Source organism: Rhodococcus sp. NPDC057014, assembly GCF_042673295.1.
Taxonomy (GTDB): Bacteria; Actinomycetota; Actinomycetes; order Mycobacteriales; family Mycobacteriaceae; genus Rhodococcus_F.
In genome coordinates this window covers 12,231-34,118 of sequence record NZ_JBHUSF010000043.1, presented here as the reverse complement: position 1 = coordinate 34,118, position 21,888 = coordinate 12,231, and the positions used below count along the sequence as shown (strand labels likewise).

General features: G+C 67.6%; 15 protein-coding genes. 5 read left to right on the top strand and 10 right to left on the bottom strand.

Annotated features, from left to right (window positions below; all coding sequences use genetic code 11):
- The first annotated feature begins 60 nt into the window (after nucleotides 1-60).
- Nucleotides 61-3,240, top strand: coding sequence for a multicopper oxidase family protein (locus tag ACFTZB_RS12040; protein WP_378431831.1), 3,180 nt, complete (start codon nucleotides 61-63; stop codon nucleotides 3,238-3,240).
- Nucleotides 3,241-3,249: 9 nt separating this feature from the next.
- On the opposite strand, the gene ACFTZB_RS12035 is transcribed toward ACFTZB_RS12040, so the two are convergent.
- From ACFTZB_RS12035 to ACFTZB_RS12020, 4 genes are read right to left on the bottom strand one after another with little or no spacing between them, the layout of a single operon-like run.
- The gene (locus ACFTZB_RS12035) at nucleotides 3,250-3,717 is read right to left on the bottom strand and encodes an SRPBCC family protein (RefSeq protein ID WP_378431823.1); all 468 of its coding nucleotides are present in this window, start codon (nucleotides 3,715-3,717) and stop codon (nucleotides 3,250-3,252) included.
- Nucleotides 3,718-3,739: 22 nt separating this feature from the next.
- The gene (locus tag ACFTZB_RS12030; RefSeq protein WP_378431822.1) at nucleotides 3,740-4,726 is read right to left on the bottom strand and encodes an antibiotic biosynthesis monooxygenase; all 987 of its coding nucleotides are present in this window, start codon (nucleotides 4,724-4,726) and stop codon (nucleotides 3,740-3,742) included.
- Nucleotides 4,727-4,743: 17 nt separating this feature from the next.
- Nucleotides 4,744-7,461 carry a molybdopterin-dependent oxidoreductase gene (locus tag ACFTZB_RS12025; RefSeq protein WP_378431821.1) on the bottom strand — a complete coding sequence of 906 codons (2,718 nt, stop codon included), beginning with the start codon at nucleotides 7,459-7,461 and terminating at the stop codon, nucleotides 4,744-4,746.
- Complete coding sequence (locus tag ACFTZB_RS12020) at nucleotides 7,458-8,285, bottom strand: FAD binding domain-containing protein (protein ID WP_378431820.1); 828 nt, start codon at nucleotides 8,283-8,285, stop codon at nucleotides 7,458-7,460. Before ACFTZB_RS12020 ends, ACFTZB_RS12025 begins: the two co-directional genes overlap by 4 nt.
- A gap of 178 nt (nucleotides 8,286-8,463) precedes the next feature.
- Between ACFTZB_RS12020 and ACFTZB_RS12015 the strand changes: the two genes are divergently transcribed.
- The gene (locus tag ACFTZB_RS12015) at nucleotides 8,464-9,969 is read left to right on the top strand and encodes a carboxyl transferase domain-containing protein (protein ID WP_378431819.1); all 1,506 of its coding nucleotides are present in this window, start codon (nucleotides 8,464-8,466) and stop codon (nucleotides 9,967-9,969) included.
- Here the strand turns inward: ACFTZB_RS12015 and asnB are convergent.
- The 5 genes from asnB to ACFTZB_RS11990 all read right to left on the bottom strand — a co-directional run bounded on the left by asnB (nucleotide 9,966) and on the right by ACFTZB_RS11990 (nucleotide 16,827).
- On the bottom strand, nucleotides 9,966-11,807 hold the full coding sequence (gene asnB, locus ACFTZB_RS12010) for an asparagine synthase (glutamine-hydrolyzing) (protein ID WP_378431818.1): 1,842 nt from the start codon (nucleotides 11,805-11,807) through the stop codon (nucleotides 9,966-9,968). The genes ACFTZB_RS12015 and asnB overlap by 4 nt on opposite strands.
- A 173-nt stretch (nucleotides 11,808-11,980) precedes the next feature.
- Complete coding sequence (locus ACFTZB_RS12005) at nucleotides 11,981-13,381, bottom strand: DUF222 domain-containing protein (protein WP_378431830.1); 1,401 nt, start codon at nucleotides 13,379-13,381, stop codon at nucleotides 11,981-11,983.
- Nucleotides 13,382-13,439: 58 nt separating this feature from the next.
- Entirely contained in the window at nucleotides 13,440-14,582 is a 1,143-nt protein-coding gene (locus ACFTZB_RS12000) for an RNA-guided endonuclease InsQ/TnpB family protein (RefSeq protein ID WP_378431817.1), read from the bottom strand.
- Between the two features lie 187 nt (nucleotides 14,583-14,769).
- A complete protein-coding gene (locus ACFTZB_RS11995; RefSeq protein ID WP_378431816.1) occupies nucleotides 14,770-15,930 on the bottom strand; it encodes an ISL3 family transposase in 1,161 nt (386 codons plus the stop codon).
- 222 nt (nucleotides 15,931-16,152) lie between these two features.
- Nucleotides 16,153-16,827 (bottom strand): GPP34 family phosphoprotein, encoded by a 675-nt coding sequence (locus tag ACFTZB_RS11990; RefSeq protein ID WP_378431814.1) that lies wholly within the window; start codon nucleotides 16,825-16,827, stop codon nucleotides 16,153-16,155.
- A gap of 146 nt (nucleotides 16,828-16,973) precedes the next feature.
- Between ACFTZB_RS11990 and ACFTZB_RS11985 the strand changes: the two genes are divergently transcribed.
- Nucleotides 16,974-18,011, top strand: a complete 1,038-nt coding sequence (locus tag ACFTZB_RS11985; RefSeq protein ID WP_378431813.1) for an alpha/beta hydrolase — start codon at nucleotides 16,974-16,976, stop codon at nucleotides 18,009-18,011.
- 63 nt (nucleotides 18,012-18,074) lie between these two features.
- Nucleotides 18,075-20,009 (top strand): propionyl-CoA synthetase, encoded by a 1,935-nt coding sequence (locus ACFTZB_RS11980; protein WP_378431812.1) that lies wholly within the window; start codon nucleotides 18,075-18,077, stop codon nucleotides 20,007-20,009.
- A gap of 4 nt (nucleotides 20,010-20,013) precedes the next feature.
- On the opposite strand, the gene ACFTZB_RS11975 is transcribed toward ACFTZB_RS11980, so the two are convergent.
- Nucleotides 20,014-20,580, bottom strand: coding sequence for a TetR/AcrR family transcriptional regulator (locus tag ACFTZB_RS11975; RefSeq protein ID WP_378431811.1), 567 nt, complete (start codon nucleotides 20,578-20,580; stop codon nucleotides 20,014-20,016).
- 98 nt (nucleotides 20,581-20,678) lie between these two features.
- On the opposite strand from ACFTZB_RS11975, the gene ACFTZB_RS11970 reads away from it, so the two are divergent.
- Nucleotides 20,679-21,887 carry an MFS transporter gene (locus ACFTZB_RS11970; RefSeq protein WP_378431810.1) on the top strand — a complete coding sequence of 403 codons (1,209 nt, stop codon included), beginning with the start codon at nucleotides 20,679-20,681 and terminating at the stop codon, nucleotides 21,885-21,887.
- The last annotated feature ends 1 nt before the right edge of the window (nucleotide 21,888 follow it).

Genomic DNA, 21,888 nt, shown 5'->3' with positions numbered 1-21,888 from the left:
GGGTAGTCTTCGAATCGTCGATCGATGCTGCTCAGCTGCCGTTTCGGAACGGGGAACACCATGGTCGTCCGCCGCAGGAAGCCGCTCGTCGCCCTCGCCGTCACCGTGGTCGCGTGCATGACGTTGATGCTGACGGCATGCACGTCCGACGAGCCGACCACTGCGGGCGGTGGCAACGCCGGCCCCGACGGCACCCCGGTCGCCTTCGAAGAGCCGGTCAGGCTGTCGAGCGAGAACGGGGTGCTCGAGGTCCGGCTGTCGGCCCACCAGGGCACCGTCGACCTCGACACCGTGTCGGAGCCGGTGTCCGGCTTCCTGGTCTTCGGATACGAGGTTCTGCAGGGCACCAGTTCGAACGGCTCGACCACGGGCGACGACGTCTACCCGGCGCCGACGTTGCGCGTCGATCCGGGCGAGCGCCTGATCATCCACTACGACAACGATCTGCGGGACCTGACGATCGAGGACTTCTACGACCCCGCGTTCACACCGGCGGGCGGAGACGTCCCGATCTATCCGCCTGCCCTCGAGTCCGCGCCGCTGAATCTGCACACCCACGGTCTGCACGTGAGCCCGGACGGCAACGCCGACAACGTGCTGCTCGACATCCCCGCCGGGATGGGCAACGTCTACGACTACGCGGTCCCGAAGGACATGCCGAACGGCATGTACTGGTACCACAGTCACCGTCACACCATGACCGCGCAGCAGACGTATGCGGGGCTCGCGGGACTGCTGGAGATCGGCAGGCCCGACGGCAACCTTCCCCTGGTGACGCAGAACGACGTCCCCATCCGCGACATGGCGTTGCAGTACAACTTCGTCTTCGACCGTAAAGGCAACGGCCACCAGCTGAACGACCCGAACTGGCCGCAGTTCGTCAGCACGCTGAAGCCGCCGGAGGGGACCGAGCTCGCCGACGGCACGTACGAGCCGAGCCTGGCGCCCGTGAACTTCTCGGAGACGACGGAGGGGGCCCAGTACGTCACCAACTGGTATGCCGGTCCGCTGTCCCCGGCCAATCACCGCGGTCAGAACCAGTTCGTGCCGGGCAATCTGCAGAGTTTCCGCAGTGATTCGACGAACGTGCCCGCCGATCCGTCGCTACCCGACAACGAGCGCGACGTGCAGTACACGATCAACGGGCAGTTCCAGCCGGAGCTGAAGCTGAAGCCGGGCCAGACGGAGATCTGGGTGCTGGCCAACATCAGCGACTTCGCGTACATGCCGCTCCGGCTCACCGAGACCGCGACGGGCACGCATCCCCAATTCTCGATCGTCGGCCAGGACGGCAACCCCTTCACGCAGGTGCAGCGGCCGGTCGGCGGTGACGGAACCCGGCTCGTCATCCCGCCGGGGTCGCGGTACGCGATCGCGGTGACGATGCCGGACACCGGCGATCTGGTGCTCGACATGCCGCCGCTGGACGGCGCGAAACCCGTCACCAATCCCGGCGTGCTCTACACGAACAACGGCACCGGCAACCCGCCGGCCGAACTGGGCACGGTGACCGTCGACCCGTCGGTCATCAGCTACGCGGACGGGTTCTTCACCTTCCCCACCCAGACTCTCGTCCACGTCACTTCCGACAGCGGCGAAGGGCGGACCACGCCGTTCGAGCCCGGCCAGAACCTCGACGCGTACACGTCGTTCGTGGACACGTCGGTGATGACACCCGACGTGAAGCGCACCCTCACGGTGTCGGGCGGGTTCGGCAACGAGAAGGCCAGCAACAGCGACCCGAAGGCGTTCACGTACGAATTCGACGACAACACGTTCCCGAACATCCCGTTGATCCAGCCGCGTCTCAATTCGGTCGAGGAATGGACGATCACGAACCTCAACAACGACGAGCATCCGATGCACATCCACGTCAACGACTTCCAGGTGATGGAAATCGTCGACCCGATCGCGGGCACCCGGACCGGGGTGCAGCCGTGGGGTGAGGACAACGTCAACGTGCCCGCGCCCGTCACGGACGCGAACGAGAATCCGCTGGTGCCGGCATCGGTGACGCTGCGCACCAAATTCACGGAATACACCGGCACTTTCGTGATCCACTGCCACCGCCTCAACCACGAGGACAATGGGCTGATGGCCACTGTCAACGTGATTCCGGAGGTGTCGACGTATGCGGTGGCGGTCCCGGGAACGCCGGGCACCCCCGCCACCGTGCAGGTCCACGACGGCAACGGCGACAGAGTGATCGCCGCCGTCACCCCGTTCCCGGCGTTCGAGGGTGCCCCGACGGTCGCGATGGCCGACGTCAACGGCGACATGATTCTCGACCTCGTCGCCGGGACCGGTGCGGGCGTCGCGCCGGAGGTCGTCGCGTACGACGGCAACGATGTCGGCTCCGGCCCGTTCACCGCGGAGCTGACCCGGTTCGCCCCGTTCGAGACCGGCTTCCGCGGGGGCGTGAACGTCGCGGGCGCGGACATCGACGGGAACGCGCTGGCCGACAACATCATCGTCGGCACCGGACCCGGGACCGAAACGCAGGTGACGGTGTTCTCGTCCACCCTGCCGACGGAGAAGGGCGCGGCACCCGAGACCTTCTCGACGTTCACCCCCTACCCCGGTTCGCAGTCCGGGGTCACCGTCGCCACCGGCCTGGTCGACACAGCCTCGGGCCGGGCGAGCATCGTCACCGCCCCGGGGCCGGGAGAAGCGCCTCGCGTGAAGACGTTCCGGTACGACCTGTTCGAGCCCACCGCCGCGGCGCAGGCCGACGGCACCGCGGACGAGCACGCCGGCCACACCGGCGGACCGCGGACGACGTCGGAGTTCCTGGCCTTCGACGAGAACTACCTCGGCGGCGTCTCCCTCTCGACGGGGTGGGTCGCCGGAGCCGAGGGCGGGGCGAGGAGCATCGTCACCGGCATGCTGGGCGGCGACGGCACCGTCCGGGTGTGGTCGAGCGGGTCACGCCTCGACGGTGAGCCGGGCATGTATCTGGAGAGCCCGGACCACCACTCCGGCGACGTCGTGTTCACGCAGATCGCGTCGTTCGCACCGTTCGCCGGCGGCACCCCCGGCAGCGGCGTGCAGGTCGCCACGACCAGCACCACCACGGGCGCCGACCTGCTCGTCAGCGGCGCCGGGCCGGGCGGGGCGGAGGTGCGCAAGTTCGGGCTGGGACGCCCCGACCCGCAGGCCACGACGCTGGTGCCGCTGCCCCTGGGCACGCTGCCTGCGCTCCCCGCGACGCAGGGGTCCGTGCCGCTCGGCGGCCGGTAGATGCCGGTGTCAGGCGGTCCGCTTCTCGGCGGCGGCCGCGATGTCGTCGAGATCCTGACGGATCATCTTGGTGGTGGCTTTCAGTGCGAACGAACCGAACACCTTCATCAGGAAACGTGAAAAGGCACTCATGCCGGTTGCTTCCGCCGAGAAGTGAAACGTCAGGGTGGTGTCGTCGCCGACGGGGGCCAGGGTGAAGACCGTCGTGTAGTCGGCGCCGCGGGACGACGCCTTCACCACGGTGCGCTTCTCCGGGTCGATCTCCGCGACCCACATCTCCTCGGACGACGACTTGCCGAATAGCACCCGGGTCTCACGCCACCGCGTGCCGACTTCGTATTTCGTCGAGTCCAGCCGCTCGAGCTTCTCCACGCCACTCAGAACCGACTCCGCGTTGTCCAGGTCGGTGAGGACATTCCATACCGCGCTCGCGGGCGCGTCGATCGTTCGGCTCACTCGGATTTCCGAGGCTGACATGTGGCACCCGTTTCTCTCGGTGTCAGGGCAGGGTCCAGAACTGGGTGGTCACCAGATAGAAGACGACGACCCAGAACACCATAGCCCCGGCGACGACGGCGAGCCCTCGACGGTTCGTCCGTGCTTCGGGAACACCCGGGGCCGGCCGCAGCCAGTGCCCCAGTATCCGGTTCACGTAGTACGGCATCGTCACGAAGCTCATGATGAAGCTGGACAGCAGATTCCCGACGAGCAGGCCGAGCCACAGCGGCATCTTCAGCGGCGACAGCACGAGGGTGAGGATCACGACCGTCGGATAGAGGCCGACCCACACCGCGATCGACGTCTTGGTCTCGGACGGCGGCGGCGCCTCGTGGCCGTTCTCGTCGAACGCGAACCAGCTGCCGAACGAGTTGTCGATGGTGCGCAATTCGAAGTCGTGGAACTTCTCCCCCTCCGCGAGCAGCTCCTGACGTGTCGCCGAGGTGAGCCACGTGTCGAGGTCGGCCGCGTTGTCGTAGCGGTACAGCGCGGTCCACTCGTCCTGGACACCTTCGACGGGGCGGAACAGTTCGCTCCCGCGGAATCCGTCGAACCTGCTCTCCTCCAGGCGCAGTCGGTCCTGCCACGCGAGGAAGTCGTCGACGTGTTCGGGGCGGACACGGTGCGTCACGACGACCGTCACGAGCGGATCCGCTTCCCGCACGCCGCCACCGGTGATGACCTGCTGGGTGGCGGGGCCGTCGAAGTACGGCTGCCCCGCGTCCAGCCGCTCCTGCCGGGTGGCGCTGTTGATCCACGCCTGCACGTGGGCGACGGAATCGAAGCGGTAGACCACCACCCAGTCGGGTTGCACGGCGGTGGGTGCGGAGATCTCGGCGCCCAGAAAACCGGGGTAGCGGGACGCGGCCGCGTTCATGTCCCGCTGCCAGGCCTCGAAGGCCTCCTCGGAACCGGCACGCACCTTCTGGCCGATGATGACCGTCGCGGCGTTGCCGGCGACTTTCTCGGTGGGCTTCTCGGTGTCCATCGCCCTCTCCTCACGGCTCAGGTCGTCGGAACCGATCGGTTCTCGCCGATACGGCTGTAGATGCGCTCGGGGGTGAGCGGCAACTCGCGGAAGCGCACGCCCGTCGCGTCTTCCAGCGCGTTGGCCAGTGCAGGCGCCACCGGGTTGATGCAGCACTCCGCCATTCCCTTCGCACGCATCGGCCCGACGGAGTCCGAAGAATCGACCAGCAGCACTTCGGTCCGGGGGACGTCGGCGAAGGTGGGGATGCGGTAGTTGCGCAGGTTGGGGTTGGTCATCACACCGTTGTCGTCGACGTGGAAGTTCTCGGTCAGCACGAATCCGATGCCCTGGGCGACGCCGCCCTCGATCTGGCCGCGCACTTGCACCGGGTTGATGATGACCCCGGCGTCCGTGGCCTGGACGCTGTCGAGGATGCGGATCTCGCCCGTCACCCGATGGACGGCGATGCGGAAACCGTGGGCGTTGGAGACGACGCTGCGCGGCGACCCGTACGCCTTGCGCGCCTCCGTGAACCGGATGCCGCGGGGGCGGGCGGCGTCGAGGAGTTCGGTCAACGGCACGCGTGTGCCGTCGCAGAGCACCCCGTCGTCGTCCATCGAGCAGGACGCGACATCGACCCCGGTGTGCGCGGCGGCGAACGCCAGGATGCGGGTGCGCAGCGCCTCCGACGCCTGCGACACGGCGTTACCCGCGACGAAGAGCCCCGCACTGGCGAATGCGCCCGTGTCGAAACCCGTGCGGTCGGTGTCGGACTGCACGAGACGCACCCGCGCCGGCGTGGTGCCGAGCTGGGTGGCCGCGATCTGCACGTGCGCCGTCGACGTCCCCTCACCGAATTCGACGGTGCCGACGGCGAGTTCGTATACGCCGTCGTCGCCGAGCGTCGCCCACGCCTCCGAGATGTGCTCGGTCGGGGGCGCGGTCTCGTGCAGCCCACACGCGGTGCCCACGCCGACGAGCCACTCCTCGCCCGGCACCTGCCCGTTCCCGGTCCGTCCCAGTGCGGCATCCACGAGGTCGAGGCACTGCCCGAGCCCGTCCTCCCCGAACACGACGTCGTCGGGCCCGTCCTCGATCGCCACCAGTGAGTCACCGGGGCGGACGATGTTGCGGCGCCGCAACTCGACGGGGTCGATGCCCAGCGCGACCGCCAGTTCGGTGATGGCGGACTCGACCGCGAACGCGGGCTGCGTCATGCCGTACCCGCGCAGCGCCCCGCTGGGCACTGTATTCGTGTAGACGGAGTACGCGTCGAACTTCTTGTTGAGGCACCGGTACGTCGAGATCGCTGCCCCGGCGGCGAACAACGTCTCGCCCCCGTGGTTGCCATACGCGCCCGTGTTCGACACGTTGCGCACCTGAAACGCCGTGAGCGTGCCGTCGGACCGGGCGCCGAGCTTGACCGTCAGCTTCATCGGGTGCCGCGGCGACGCCGTCGTGAACTCTTCTTCCCGGGTGAACTCGAGGGAGACCGGCCTGCCCGTGTCGAGGGTGGCGAGCGCAATCAGATCCTCCGTGATCACCTCCTGCTTGCCGCCGAACGCGCCACCGACCCGCTCGCAGAACACCCGCAACTGGTCGGGACGCAGGTCGAACAGGTGAGCCAGCTTGACCTTCGCGATCGACGGCGACTGCGAACTCGTGCGCACGTGCAGGCGGCCGTCCTCCATCCAGGCGATCGACCCGTGCGTCTCGAGATGCGCGTGCTGCACACGCGGCGTGAAGTACGTGCCCTCGTGGATCACGTCGGCCTCGGCGAACCCGGCCTCGATGTCCCCCACTTCACCGTGCAGCTCGAGCAGAATGTTGCGCACGGGGTCCTGAACGAACGGGTCGTCCGAACCGTGCAATTGCGGTGCGCCGTCGGCCATCGCCTCCTCCGGGTCGAACACCGCAGGCAGCACGTCGTACTCGACGACCACTCTGCGGCAGCCCTCCTCCGCGGCGCCGACCGTGTCCGCCACCACCGCGACCACCCGCTGTCCGGCGAAGCGGACCGTGTCGTCGAGGATGTACGTGTCGTCGGGGTCGACGAGGTGATCGGTGTGGATCGCGGTCGTGTACAACTTCCGGGGCACGTCCTTCCACGTGTACACGCGGTGCACTCCGGGGACGGCGAGCGCCGCGGTCGTGTCGATCGAGACGATGCGGGCATGGGCGTGCGGCGAATGCAGCACCTTCATGTGCAGCAGGCCCTCGATCTCGGTGTCCATCGTGAATCGGGCGCGGCCAGTGACGACGTCGGTGGCCGCGGGCGCCCCGACGCTGGCGCCGACGGCCCGGCCCGGTTCGGCGACCTCGATCGCAGCGACACCGTTCACGGCGTCCTCGATCGCGCGGTAGCCGGTGCAGCGGCACAGATTCCCCTTCAGCGCGCGAGGCAGGTCGGCTTTCTGCGCGTCGGTGAACGTCGCCGACGTCATGATCATCCCCGCGGTGCAGAATCCGCACTGGAACCCGGGGGCGTCCCGGAACTGCCGCTGCAGCGGATGCAGGTCGTCCGGCGAACCGAGGCCCTCGATGGTGGTCACCTCCCGTCCTTCGGCCCGGAACGCGGGTGTGATGCAACTGTGCACCGGATCGCCGTCGAGCCACACCGTGCACGCGCCGCAATCGCCTGCGTCGCAACCCTTCTTGACACCGTGATGACCGAGCGAACGCACGAACGTCCGCAGGCACTGCCCGGGATTCGGCTCCTCGTCGAACGTCCTGCCGTTGACGGTGTACGTCATCGCCGACCTCCTGCCGCGAGTTCCGTCCGGATCTCCTCGGCGTAATGCTTCGCGAGGTGACGGCGGTGGTCGGGGGTGCCGTTGGGGTCGTCGAACCACACGTCCTCGGGCAACGCGTCGATACTCTGCTGCAGCGTGCCGGCGTCGGGCACGGCGTCGAACGCGAACCGGATCGGACGGGTGGTGCCCGCCGTGATCGTGAGCAGCAGGTCGTCGGCATCGGGCGACCGGGTGCCGATCATGAACAGTGTCGACCTGCCCAGGTGGGTCAGCGTGAACCGGCGGTGCGCGTGACGCTTGCGCAGGGCGCCGATCGGGATGTCGATGCGCCGCAGGATCTCACCCGGCGCGAGGACGTTCTCGTGGTTACCCGTGACGAAATCGGCGGCGTCCACGATGCGCTCGGACCCGTCGGCCGCCCACAGGGTGTACGTCGCCTCGAGCGCGACGGCCATCGTGATCATCGGACCCGCGGGCAGCGACATGCAGATGTTGCCGCCCACCGTCGCCGAATTCCAGACCTTGAACGACGCCAGGAACGCCTCACAACTCGTGGCGAACAGCGAGCCGGCGGGCCAGTCACCCGGCGGCGCAAAGGCATACAGGTCGCGCACCGTGCACGTCGCCCCGATCTCCAGACCCGCATCGCTCGGCACCAGCGAATCCCAGCCGAGCGCCGTCAGATCGACGAGCCTGCTCAGGCCGGGTTGTGGCTCGGAGAACAACCACGTTCCCCCGGCCAGCCACGCATCGCCGTCCCGCCACTGCGCACCCGGCCGGTCGGGTGGGCGCCGCACGACATCGGTGATGGTGTTGAGGTCCATATGACTGCTCCACTCGGGAAAGTGTCGTCGTTTTCGTACCCGGCCTGCGTCAACTCACCTGACTCTAGACACCGTGACAGCCGTACCGGCGTTTTTTGCCTTGTTCCACCCGCGCCTGCGACCGTCACCCGTCGTAGCAGACATCTGCCGCCCCGGCCCGACCGTTACTCTCAGGTCCATGGCCGCCAAGATCTCCGCCCACGACGTGCTCGAGTTGGTACTGGACGCAGGCAGCTTCGTCTCCTGGGACACCACGCCCGTCGACGCGCGGCCGAACGAGAAGTACCGCGCCGACCTGCAGAAGGCCGCCGAGAAGTCGGGTGTCGACGAATCGGTGATCACCGGCGTCGGCACCGTCCGCGGTCGCCCGGTCGCGGTCATCGCCTGCGAGTTCGCGTTCCTCGCCGGTTCGATCGGTGTGGCCGCCGCCGAGCGGATCGTCTCCGCGATCGAACGCGCCACCCGCGAGGGCCTCCCCCTGCTGGCCTCCCCGACGTCGGGCGGCACCCGCATGCAGGAGGGCACCGTCGCGTTCGTGCAGATGGTGAAGATCGCGGCCGCCGTCGCCACCCACAAGGCCGCGCATCTCCCCTACCTGGTGTATCTGCGGAACCCCACCACCGGCGGTGTGTTCGCGTCCTGGGGCTCGCTCGGGCACATCACGGTGGCCGAACCCGGTGCGCTCGTCGGGTTCCTCGGGCCCCGCGTCTACGAGGCGCTGTACGGCGAAAAGTTCCCCGAAGGGGTGCAGACGTCCGAGAACCTGTACCGCAACGGCGTCATCGACGGCGTCGTCCCCGCGACCCGCCTGCGCAGGCTCGTCCATCGGGCGCTGCGGGTGCTGATCGATCCGCCGGCACCGGCCCCCGCCACCGAACCGGTGGCGGACGTCGACATCCCCGACGTTCCCGCGTGGCAGTCGGTGATGCTGTCGCGGCGCGCCGACCGGCCCGGCATCCGCCACCTGCTGCGGCACGCGGCCACCGAGCAGGTGCCCCTCAGCGGCACCGGTCAGGGCGAGACCGAGGGGACGGTGCTGTTGTCGCTGGCGCGTTTCCGCGGAGCGCCGTGCGTGCTGCTGGGCCAGGACCGCGCCGGCCAGTCGGCGCTGAACACGATGGGGCCCGCCGCCCTCCGCGAGGCACGCCGCGGCATGCGGTTGGCCGAGGAGTTGCAGATCCCCCTCGTCCTCGTGATCGACACTCTCGGTGCGGCGCTGTCCCAGGAAGCCGAGGAGCGCGGGTTGGCCCCCGAGATCGCGCGCTGCATCTCCGACCTCGTGACGTTGAAGACGCCGACCGTGTCCGTTCTGCTCGGTCAGGGCACGGGCGGCGGGGCGCTCGCGTTCCTGCCGGCCGACCGTGTGCTCGCGGCGCAGAACGGGTGGCTTGCCCCGCTGCCACCCGAAGGTGCCAGCGCCATCGTGCACCGCGACACCACCCACGCACCCGAGATGGCGGCCGCCCAGGGCATCCGTTCCCTCGACCTGCTGCGGGACGGCGTCATCGACGCCATCATTCCCGAGCATCCGGACGCCGCCGACGAGGCCGTCGACTTCTCCAAGCGGGTCGGCGAGGCCATCTCCCGGGAACTCCGCGCCCTGACCGGGGTTCCGGAGAGCGAGCGCTTCGCGGCCAGGCTCGCCCGCTACCGGAACCTCGGGCTGGGTCACGGCCTCGGCTAGGACAGTTTGATGGTCGGCTTGTACATGTCCATCCACAACGCGAGGTCGAGCGTGCGCTCGAGTCCGCGGCGCGACACCTGAGTGATCTGCGGGCTGCCGACGGACACCGCCCGCGACAGCCAGTCCGCGCTGACCAGACCGAACACCGGGTGCGAGGGGTCGCCGAGCAGATCTTTGCCGTGCTGCTGCAACGCCACCGCATACTTCGGGTCCTGGGTGGACGGGTACGGCGACTTCACGCGGTCGATCACCGACTGCGGCAGCACATCCCTGGTCGCGGCCCGCAGCAGCGACTTCTCCTTGCCGTCGAACGTCTTCAGCGACCACGGCGTGTTGTACACGTACTCGACCAGCCGGTGATCGCAGAACGGCACCCGCACCTCGAGTCCGACAGCCATGCTCGCGCGGTCCTTGCGGTCGAGGAGGACCCGGACGAAACGCGTCAGATGCAGGTAGCAGATCTTGCGCATCCGCCATTCGAAGTCGGATTCGCCGTCCAGCCGGTCGATCCCGGATATCGCCGCGTCGTACGAATCCTGCACGTAGTCGTCGATGTGCAGCCCCGCCGTCACGTCCGGGGTGAAGATGTTGCTCTCGTCGCCGAAGTGCTCGGCGAATTGCACGAGCCACGGGAAGGTGTTCGCCTGTTGCGCCTTCGGGTCGAAGAACTGCTTGTACCCGCCGAACACCTCGTCCGCCGACTCCCCCGACAACGCCACGGTGGAGTGCTGACGGATCGCTTTGAACAGCAGGTACAGTGACGCGTCCATGTCGCCGAGGCCCATGGGAATGTCGCGTGCCCGGATGACCTTCGCGCGCACCGCGGGATCCGCCAGGTCGTCGGAGTCGAGGACGATGTCCTGGTGCGCGGTTCCGGACCTGCGGGCCACGTCGTGCACGTACGGAGTGTCCGGGGTGCCCCGCAGTTCGTCCGCGACGAAATGTTCGGTCTGCCCGACGAAGTCGACGGCGAACGTGCGGACCGTCTCCCCCACCTCGGCGAGTTGCCCGGCGGCGATGCCCGTCATCGCCGAGGAGTCGAGACCACCGGACAGCAGCGTGCAGCGCGGCACGTCGGCGACCAGTTGCCTGCGCACGATGTCGTCGAGCAGTTCGCGGACGTGCGCGACGGACGTGTCCCGGTCGTCCGTGTGCGGGCGGGTCTGCAGGGTCCAGTACCGGTGCGTGCGCAGGCCGGCACGCGAGACGGTGACCACCGTGCCGGGCTCCACCTCACGCATGCCGTCCCACACGGCGTGGCCCGGCGTCTTCACGAACGCGAACAGCTCACGGATCCCGTCCATCGTGACAGTCGGCTCGGCGATCGGATTGGCAAGGATCGCCTTGGGTTCCGAACCGAACAGCACCCCGTCGGGGGTCTCGTAGTAGTAGAACGGCTTGATGCCCATGCGGTCGCGGATCATCACCAAGGTGTCGGTCCGCGAATCCCAGACGGCGAACGCATACATGCCGTTGAGGCGCTCCGCGACGGCCTCCCCCCACTCCAGATATCCGTGGAGCACCACCTCGGTGTCGGAGTGCGTGGCGAACCGGTGACCGCGCCCGTACAGTTCCTCGCGCAGTTCACCGAAGTTGTACACCTCCCCGGAGTAGACCATCGCCACGGGTCCGCCGGGGGTGTCCGCACTCATCGGCTGATGCCCGCCCGGCAGGTCGATGATCGCGAGCCGTCGATGCCCGAGCGCCGCATGTTCGACGACCCACGTACCGCGATCGTCCGGCCCCCGGCAGTTCATCGTCTCGGCCATGGCATCCACGGTGGACTGTTCGGCGCGTAGATCGCGGTCGAACGAGATCCATCCGGTGATTCCGCACATGTGTTCCTCCGACTGTCGCTGGCGCTCGTCCTTCGGCGCATGGTCAGTTGCGAGGCGGCCAACCGAGTCCGAACCGTAGCAATCGCATTGACAGTTCTTTACTCTTGCTAACCACCTATATTCCACGGTAACCCTTTTCGGCGCACAGGCGGTGAGCCCGCAATCACCGCCGGTCAGAACGGTGCGGGTTCGTCGGGTGCCGCGCGAGTGGCGGGTGGGCTGGTCGGCGGGTTCGGCGGCTTCGATGGATCCGGTGGGTTCGACGATTCCGACGCGCTCGGTGTCCCACGCCTGCGCCGTGCCGCGTCCAGGTGCGCCTGCCGGCGGCGGCGCTCGGCCCGAATCCGGGCCGCAGTGTTCTGCGCACGGGTGCGGCGGCGGGTCGTGGGGTCAGCGCCTCGGTCACGCCCGTGTCCGCCGAGGATTCCAGACGACCGCGGCCGGTATCGGTGTCCGGTGGGCGCGACCAACTCGATCCCACCGTCGGCGTTCACCTGCCAGTGACCGGAATGTTTGAGCCGGTGATGGTTTCGGCAGTAGGCGGTCAGGTTCCCGGCCACCGTCGGACCTCCGGCGGCGGGATCGGAATGGTCGAACGGCCGATGATGATCGAGGTCGGTGTTCCACGCCGCGACATCGCAGTGCAACCATTCGCACCCGCCGGCCAGCACCCGCAGCCAGGTGTCGAGCACGATGCCGGGACGGTACGTGGTCGGAGTCTCAGAGTTCGGAACCCGCACCGGTTCGACGTCGGCGTCGGCTGCGATCTCGCGCGCGTGTGCGGCGTCGACGATTCCGTAGCCGTCGAGGTAGCCCGGTTCGTCGTTACCTGCGAGCGTGAAGTCGAGCATGATCAGGTGCACGAGGGGCTTGCGCGCGGTGGTCGCGATGCGCGAGTCCTGACTGCAATCGCGCTGCCCGCATTCGCATTTCACGTACGCGGCACCGTCGACGAGCGCGGACAGTCCGTCGGCCCGTCGCTGTTCGTAGGTTCGAAGATCTTTCGGGCACACGGTGTTCGCGAGTTCGCGTAACCGTGCGTCGAATGCCCGGCCCTGCACGGCGGGGATGGATCCGAGGATGCGGCACATGCCGTCCTCGGCGGCGCTGACTCCGACGAACCTGTCGGCCTGCGCCTTCTCCCGCTTCGCCCGCACCCCTGCGAGATCGAGCTTCGCGATGATGCGGTTGGCCGCGTTGGTCAGCCTGCGGCCGGTCAACCCGGTTCCACCGGACCGTTGTGGGGCCAGAACCTGTTCGAGGAGTTGCCGTTCGACCTCGCCGATCCGGTCGTCGGTGACGTTTGCCGTCGCGTCTTCGATCAGGCGTACCCGGTACAGGTCGAGATCGCCGCGCGCCATGGCCTCGCGGGTCGCAGGCAACCGGGTGCGCAGCGACATGCCCAGGCCGATCAGCCGACCCGCCGCCGCTCGCCCCATGGTGAGTGCGGCACCGATCTCGGCCTCGACCACTTCGTGCGCGGTCGACGTCCATGCCCCGTCGGACTCGATCTCGGCAGTGCGGCGCACGAACAGCTCTGCGTTGACTTCCTCTCGGCCGTGAACGACCGAGATTCCCCGCGGGACTCGCGTCCCGAGGTTCCTGTTTCACCGACAGTCGCCTCCCCACACGTCATGTGCGGGGTGGTCTCACACCGTCTCCGCAGGCTGCCACCGCCAGTCCGACGGCCAAAATATTCCTTGCCGCGTTCACGTCCCGGTCGTGGACGGCGCCGCATCGGCACGTCCACTTCCGGACGTTCAGCGGCATCGTCGACGCGACCTCCCCGCACACCGAGCAGGTCTTCGACGACGGATAGAACCGGTCGACCGCGACCACTCGCCGCCCGTACCAGTCGGCCTTGGATTCGAGCATGGTTCGGAATTCGGACCAACTCGCATCGGAGATCGCCCGAGACAACGACCGATTCTTGACCATATTCCGCACACTCAGATCCTCGACGGCGATCACTTGATTTTCGCGCACCAATCGAGTGGAGAGTTTGTGCAGATAATCGCGACGCCGATCGGCGATCCGGCCATGAATCTTCGCGACCTTCAGTCGAGCCTTGGCCCGGTTACGCGATCCTTTCTCCTTCTTGGCGAGTGCCCGCTGCGCCTTCGCCAGCCGCTCACGGTCCGTGCGCTCATGGCGCGGGTTGGTGATCTTCTCCCCCGTCGAGAGCGTGTACAGGCTGGTGATCCCGGCGTCGAGCCCGACCACCCGATCAGTCGGCTCGAGTTCGGAAATTACGTCTTCGACGAGGATCGAAATGTGAAACTGACCGCGAGCATTGCGCGAGACCGTCACCTGCGACGGCACGGCCCCCTCCGGCAGCGGCCTCGACCACCGAATATCCAGCGGTTCGGACTGCTTGGCCAACCGGAGCTGCCCGCCGCGGTAGGTGAAGCAGTTCGAGAAGTAGGTCGCCGAATCCTTCGACTGGCCCTTCTTCTTGAATTGCGGGTAGCGGGCTTGCTTGCGCCAGAACTTCTCGAACGCGCCCTGCAATTGCCGCAGCGATTCCTGCAGCGGCCCCTTCGACGGCTCCGCCAACCACTCCGTCTCGGGATCCCGTTTCCATCCGGTGAGCATCGTCGAAGTGTCCGCGTAGGTGATCCGCCGCTGCTCCTGCGACCAGGCACGCGTCCGCTCGGCCAGTGCCCGGTTGTAGACATACCGGGTGCACCCGAACGTCCGAGCAAGCTGATCTGCCTGCACCGCAGTCGGATAGAAACGGTACTTGAACGCCCGCTTCACCACCCGCCCCGCCATGACCCAGACACTAACCCCATGGTCCGACAAATCCAGATCGGCTCACCCTGCCCTGGACGACCGGGTTTGCGCCGAAAGACTCACGGATCAACTCGACCAGACCCACGTCGGATTCCGCGTCGGCGAGACAGCAGACCGTCTCGCTAATCCCCGGTCCAATACCCCCGTATCGAACATGTGCCCCTCCTTACGTTTGTGTGGGCAGTTTTACCTCGATTCCGCCGAGATTGAGATAGATCATCGCCTTGAGTGATTCCGCTGAATGATGACCGTAACCGCGGGCATTGATCAGTCTGATCTTCGAGTTGATCCCCTCGATAAGGGCATTGGATATCCCCAACTCGATTGCTGCACAGATTTGCTCGGATTTCTTGTCGATCATGCGCGCCAGTTGTACGAACGCATCGATCCCGCAGGACCGCGCTTCTTCGATCCACCGCCGTAGATACCGTGCAGCGTTCTGGGGCGCGATCTTGCGGTAGAGATCGCGGAACTGCTCCTTCAGACGCCACGCTGTCCCGACCTCGGTATCGGCTGCGGTCACCGTCCGCAGCAACGACTTGTGTTTCTTGGTGAGCCGATTCTTACCGAGCCGCAACACTGTGCGAGCTTGACGCCATTCCGGGGCTTGCATCGACAAGGTCCGGCGAACAGACGCCGCGTCGGAGAACACACGATCCAATGCTCGGTTCACCCACTGCATCACATGAAAGGGGTCCATACACTGACGAGCCTGCGGGACGTGATCCTCTGCGGCGGCACGGAAGGCGGGAGAGCCGTCCATCGACACCACCTGCACCTTGTCGCGCTCCTTCGCCGACTGTTGCTCGAAGAACTCCGAAAACGAGTCTCGGCCTCGGCCCTCGGTGATGTAGACGACCTTGCCGGTGTCGTGATCGCCGACGATGGTGAGGTACTTGTGCGGATGCCGGTAGCAGATTTCGTCGACTCCGATTCGATACAAATTCTCGAGCCTGCGCGAGTCGATCAACGCATCGACTGCCCGCGTGACGATGGAGGTGACCGTCCGCCATGCACAGCGCATCAAGGTCGACACCGAGGTCCGATCGGTGCGGGTGACCAACCACAGCACCATGTCCTCGAAGTCGCGTGTGTGCCGTGCCGTCGGACGCGCCCACGGAATGTCCTCGGTCCGGACGCCGCAGGTCGGGCACTCGATCCGTCGGATCGGATACTTCAACCACACCTTGTGGCGGCCGAAGTCGAGATGGCGCCAGCGCCGCGGCGCGTGGTCGTAGGCAGCGGCGCTCGTGTAGCCGCATGGGCACTTCACACGGCGTGCTGCGAGTCTGACGGTGACCTCGACGGAGTCGTCTGTGATCGACACGCACGTGTAGCGGTCCTCCGGGTTGAGGTTGGTGTAGCAACCCCGAAATCTAGAGACCCAACACGTGAGCGTCCCTCATTCCACCGGCAACTCGCCGAACACTGCGTCCAACAACCCACCCTGAACAGTAGAAATGACGCCCACACAAACCTCAGGAGCGCCACATGTGTTCTACACTAGCGAAAACCCATGCGCTCCAAAATACCCCGACAGGACCCGCCTCTAGCCACTCCCTGCCACGATGGCGGGCACGGTGGCGGCGACGATGATGGCAGCGTTGACGGCGTCGACGGATGCACGTACGGCCTTGCCTGCCCAGTCGCCTTCGGCGATGTCTTTCGCCCGCTTCTTCACGGCGCGACGGTCGGCGTCCGGGAACAGCTTCGGGGCGGCGTCGACGGCGGAGAGGAGCGAGACGAGTGCGGCGGTGCGCGGAGTGGGGGTGACCCCGTCGAGGAGCGCGGCCCCCAGTTCGTTCCGCACCGCGCGTTCGTGGCTGCCGTCGACCTCCGGCCACCGGGTGGTGGGGAAGATGCCGAGCACCTTACCCTTCTCCTCGCGGACCCATCCCGCGTCGACGATGCGCTTCGCGAGTTCGTCGCGCAGATTCTTGGTGAGCTTCTCGATCGCTGCTTCCGGTTTCAGCGGCTTCGACCTACCGATGAGATCGACTGCCCGCGCGAGCAGCGGATCCTGCGGCCACGCGCCGTCCCGGACGACGAGGCGGCCCTTCTTCACGTCCTCACCGGGTTCGGCGGGCGTGACGACGTCACCGAGAGCCAGTTCCAGCAGAACGGCGCCTGCGAGGACGCGCGGCAACCTGGTCCCGTCCACGACGGGTTTGCCCGACGCGTCGTCGAGCAGCAGCAACAGCAGATCTTCGGCGAGCAGCGTCATGCTTCCACGATAGGTCCGGCGGCGACGCGAAGTCCGGTGTCCGTTCAGCCGCCCCGGGGAATGTTTGCCGGTTACCGTGAAGGGGGAATGTTTCCGAGTATCAGCGGACGGTTGTCGGGCACCGCAGTCAAGCACGAGGAGCGGCTATGAGCGCGATCGGACACTGTCGGGCACTCCTGGCGGTCGCCGTCCTTGCCTCGTCTGCCATGTTCGGTCAGGTGGCGACGGCGTCGGCGGACGAGTGGCGTGCCCTTCCCGCCGACAAGCCGGCCTCGGCGGACGGTTCGGCCCTCGACCACATCGAGGAGATCAACGACCGTCAGCTGAACATGTTCGTCTACTCGGCGGCGATGGAGAAGGTGATCCTCCTCGAGGTCATCCGCCCCGCCGACACGAGCGTCCCCCGGCCGACCCTGTACCTGCTCAACGGTGCCGGTGGCGGCGAGGATTCGGCGACGTGGCAGGCGCGGACGGACGTGGTCAGCTTCTTCGCCGACAAGAACGTCAACGTCGTCACTCCCGTCGGCGGCGCCTACAGCTACTACACCGACTGGGAGAAGCCCGATCCCGTCCTCGGCGTGAACAAGTGGACCACTTTTCTCACCGAGGAACTTCCCCCGATCGTCGACGCCTCACTCGGAGCGAACGGCGAGAATGCGATCGCGGGTCTGTCGATGTCGGGCACGTCCGTCCTGAGCCTGGCCGAGGCCGCCCCCTCGCTGTATCGCGCCGTCGGTGCGTTCAGCGGGTGCGCCGAGACGAGCACCCAACCGGGCCGGGACTACGTCACGTTCGTCGTCAGCTTCCGTGGCGGAGACGTCGAGAACATGTGGGGACCGCCCGACGACCCCGCCTGGGTGGCCAACGACCCCGTCGTCAACGCCGAGAAGCTACGCGGCATCGATCTGTACATCAGCAACGCCACCGGGCTTCCCGGCATCCACGAGAACCTCAACGGCCCGGACATCAACGGAGATGTGGGCGTCCTCGCCAATCAGGTGATCGTGGGCGGCATCATCGAGGCCGGAACCAACGAATGCACCCATCGCCTGGCCGACAGGCTGAACGCCCTGGGAATCCCGGCCACGTACGACTTCCGGCCCACCGGCACCCACTCGTGGGGCTACTGGCAGGACGACCTGCACAACTCCTGGCCGATGATCGCCGGTTCCCTCGGCGTCTGACCGGGCGCACCCGACGTCGCATAGGGTGTTTCGGGTCACACGACGACGAGAGGACGTGCATCGATGAGTTCCCCGGGAACTGCGCCTTCGAGCGACGACCATGGCCACAGCTACGCCGAGGTGTACCGCCGGAGCACCGACAGTCCCGAGGAGTTCTGGCTCGCCGCGGCCGGGGCCGTGGAGTGGGGGCAGCCGCCGACGCGGGCGCTCGACGACTCCGCCGCCCCGATGTACCGGTGGTTCCCGGACGCGTCGCTGAACACCTGCTTCAACGCCCTGGACCGGCACGTGCGCGACGGCAACGGAGACCGGGCGGCGTTGATCTACGACTCGGCGATGGTGCCCGACGCGTCCCGCACGTACACCTACGCAGAACTTCTCGACGAGGTGTCCCGGTTCGCCGGCGTCCTGAGGGATCAGGGTGTGGTGGCCGGGGACCGGGTGATCGTCTACATGCCGATGATCCCCGAAGCGGCGATCGCAATGCTGGCCTGCGCCCGTATCGGCGCCGTGCACTCGGTGGTGTTCGGCGGGTTCGCCGCGAAGGAACTCGCGACCCGCATCGACGACGCCGGACCGGTGGTGCTGGTGACGGCGTCGGGCGGCCTCGAGCCGGGGCGCACCGTCGAATACCTGCCGATGGTGGCGAAGGCGCTGGAGTTGTCCGCCACCGCTCCGCGCACGGTGATCGTCAAGGACCGCGTGCAGGTTTCCGGTTCGGCCGCCGACTACCGGGGCGGCGAGGCGGCGTGGTTCGACTGGGACACGCTGATGGCGGATGCCGCACCCGCGGAACCGGTTCCGGTGGCCGCGACGGACCCGCTGTACATCCTCTACACGTCCGGTACCACGGGGAAGCCGAAGGGCGTGATCCGCGACAACGGCGGGCACGCCGTCGCGCTGACGTGGTCGATGCGCAACATCTACGACATCGGTCCGGGCGACGTGTGGTGGACCGCGTCCGACGTGGGCTGGGTGGTCGGCCACTCGTACATCGTCTACGGGCCGCTCCTGGCCGGCGCCACGTCCGTGCTCTACGAGGGCAAGCCGGTCGGGACCCCGGATGCGGGGGCGTTCTGGCGGGTGATCTCCGATCACGGTGTGTCGGCGCTGTTCACGGCGCCAACCGCGATCCGCGCGGTGCGCAAGGCCGACCCGGACGCGAAGGAGATCGAGAAGTACGACATCTCGTCGCTGAAGACGCTGTTCGCGGCCGGCGAGCGCCTCGACCCCGACACCTACGCATGGGCCACGCGCGTCCTCGACCGCCCCGTCGTCGATCACTGGTGGCAGACCGAGACCGGCTGGGCGATCTGCTCCAACCTGCGCGGGCTCGAACCCATGCCGCTGAAGGCCGGCTCTCCCACCGTCCCCGTCCCCGGGTACCGGGTCGGGGTCGTCGACGGCGGGGGGAACGCGGTTCCGGCGGGGGCCGAGGGCAACATCGTGATCGGCCTGCCCCTGCCCCCGGGGACCCTGGCCGGGTTGTGGCGCGACCCGGAGCGGTACGTGAAGTCGTACCTCGCCACGTTCGAGGGCTACTACCTCACCGGCGACTCTGGGTACATCGACGAGGACGGGTACGTGTTCGTCCTCGGGCGCAGCGACGACGTCATCAACGTTGCCGGACATCGCCTTTCGACCGGCAGCATGGAGGCTGTGGTCGCGGGTCATCCCGCGGTGGCCGAGTGCGCGGTGGTCGGGATCCGCGACGAACTCAAGGGGCAGCGGCCCAGCGGCTACGTGGTGCTCAAGGCCGGCGTCGACATCGACCCGGAGACGCTCCGCACCGAACTGGTCGCGATGGTGCGTGAGCAGATCGGCGCCGTCGCCACGTTCCGCGACGTGACGGTCGTGCAGGCGCTGCCCAAGACCCGCTCCGGCAAGATCCTGCGCAAGACGATGCGTCAGATCGCCGACCACGAGGAGTACACGGTGCCATCCACCATCGAAGACGTCGCCGTCCTCGACGCGCTGAAGAAGCAGTTGGGCGGCTGACCGCTCAGACCCGGACGGCCGCGTCGAGTGCCTGATCCACCAGCACCTCGACGCGGTCCGCTTCGAGTGGATCGAGGTCGAACAGGATGCGGTAGACGATCGGCGCCACCACGTGGTCGATCACATGCTCGACCACGCCCTGACCACCCGAGCCGGCCGGCTCCCCGCGTCCGAGGATCGTCTCGATCTGGGTGCGGCAGAACGTCGCGCACTGGAGCGGATTGGTTTCGCCGCTCATCACGACGTCGCGCAGCGCCGACCGCCCCACCGGCGAGGACATCTCCTCGAGGTACTCCTGCGCCCAGGCGACGAGGTCGCCTCGCACACTGCCGGTTTCGCGCGGCGGCGCGTCGGGACGCAGTCGCTCGATCGCAACGTCCGCGAACACCTCGGTGATGTCGCCCCAGCGCCGGTAGATGGTCGACGGGGTGACCCCGGCGTCGGCGGCGATCATCGGGACGGTGATCTCTGCTCGGTCGCGCTCGTCGAGGAGCTTGCGGGTGGACGCGTGCACCGCCTGCTGGATGCGGGCGCTGCGCCCACCGGGGCGTGGACCTGGAGCCGGACTCATGACCCCATGCTAACGCAAAGCTGTTGCATTAAGAATGGCCGCGGCGTAGCGTCCATTAACGCAAACCTTTTGCTTTAACGTTCTCCGGGAGTACGCCCATGCCGACCCTTGCACCCGAAGCACCACCGACCTCTCGACCCGCGCTGCGCCGCGGCGCCGCCTTCACCCTCGTCGCGGTCGTGATCGCCACCCTGCTCGGCGCCTCCGCCGCCCCGACACCGCTGTACGAGCTGTACCAGTCGAACTGGGGCTTCTCTTCGCTGCAGTCGACGCTGGTCTTCGGCATCTACGCCGTGAGCCTGCTGCTGGCGCTGCTCACCGTGGGGTCGCTGTCGGACTACGTCGGCCGGCGCCCCGTCCTGATCACCGCGCTCGCGTTCGAGGCGGTCTCGATGATCATGTTCGCGACCGCCGAAGGCATCGGACTGCTGCTGCTCGCCCGGGTGGTGCAGGGATTCGCGACCGGCGCCGCGATCAGCGCCCTCGGCTCCACCCTCCTCGACCTCGAACGCACACCGGGACGCGGCGCCACCGTCAACAGCATCGCGCCCACCGCCGGCCTCGCGCTCGGCGCTATCGGATCGAGCCTCATCAGCGAACACCTTCCCCGGCCCACCAGCACCGTGTTCGTGGTGCTCCTCGCGCTGTTCGTCGTCGAGATCCTCGGCATCTGGGCCGCACCCGAGACGGCGGTCCGGCAGAAGGGCGCGCTGGCGTCGATGCGACCGGCGCTCGCGGTCCCATCGACCGCACGGAGAATGCTCGTCGTCACGGGACCGTGCCTGATCGCCGTCTGGGCGCTGGGCGGCTTCTACCTGTCGCTCGGACCGTCACTCGCCCGCAACGCACTCGACGTGCACACGTCGCTGATCGGCGCGATCATGGTCGCGACGCTCACCGGGACCGGCGCACTCGCGGTGTTCCTGCTACGCAACGTCGCGGCACGGCGAATCCTCGTCGTCGGAGCGTCCGCCCTCGTCGCCGGCGTCGCCGTCACCCTGATCGGCGCCGAAACATCCTCGGCGCCGTGGATTCTCGTAGGAACCGCGGTCGCGGGCATCGGGTTCGGCGCCGGCTTCCAGGGCACCATCCGCACCGTGATGCCGCTCGCCGCACCACACGAGCGGGCGGGCCTGCTCTCGAGCATCTACGTGATCGCCTACCTCGCCAACAGCGTTCCGGCGCTGGTCGCCGGATACCTCGTCGGGCAGGTCGGGCTCGTCGACACCACCCGCATCTACGGCGGACTCGTCATCGTCCTCGCCGCGGCGGCCCTCGTGCGCCGCGCACCCGTGAGTACTTCCTAAC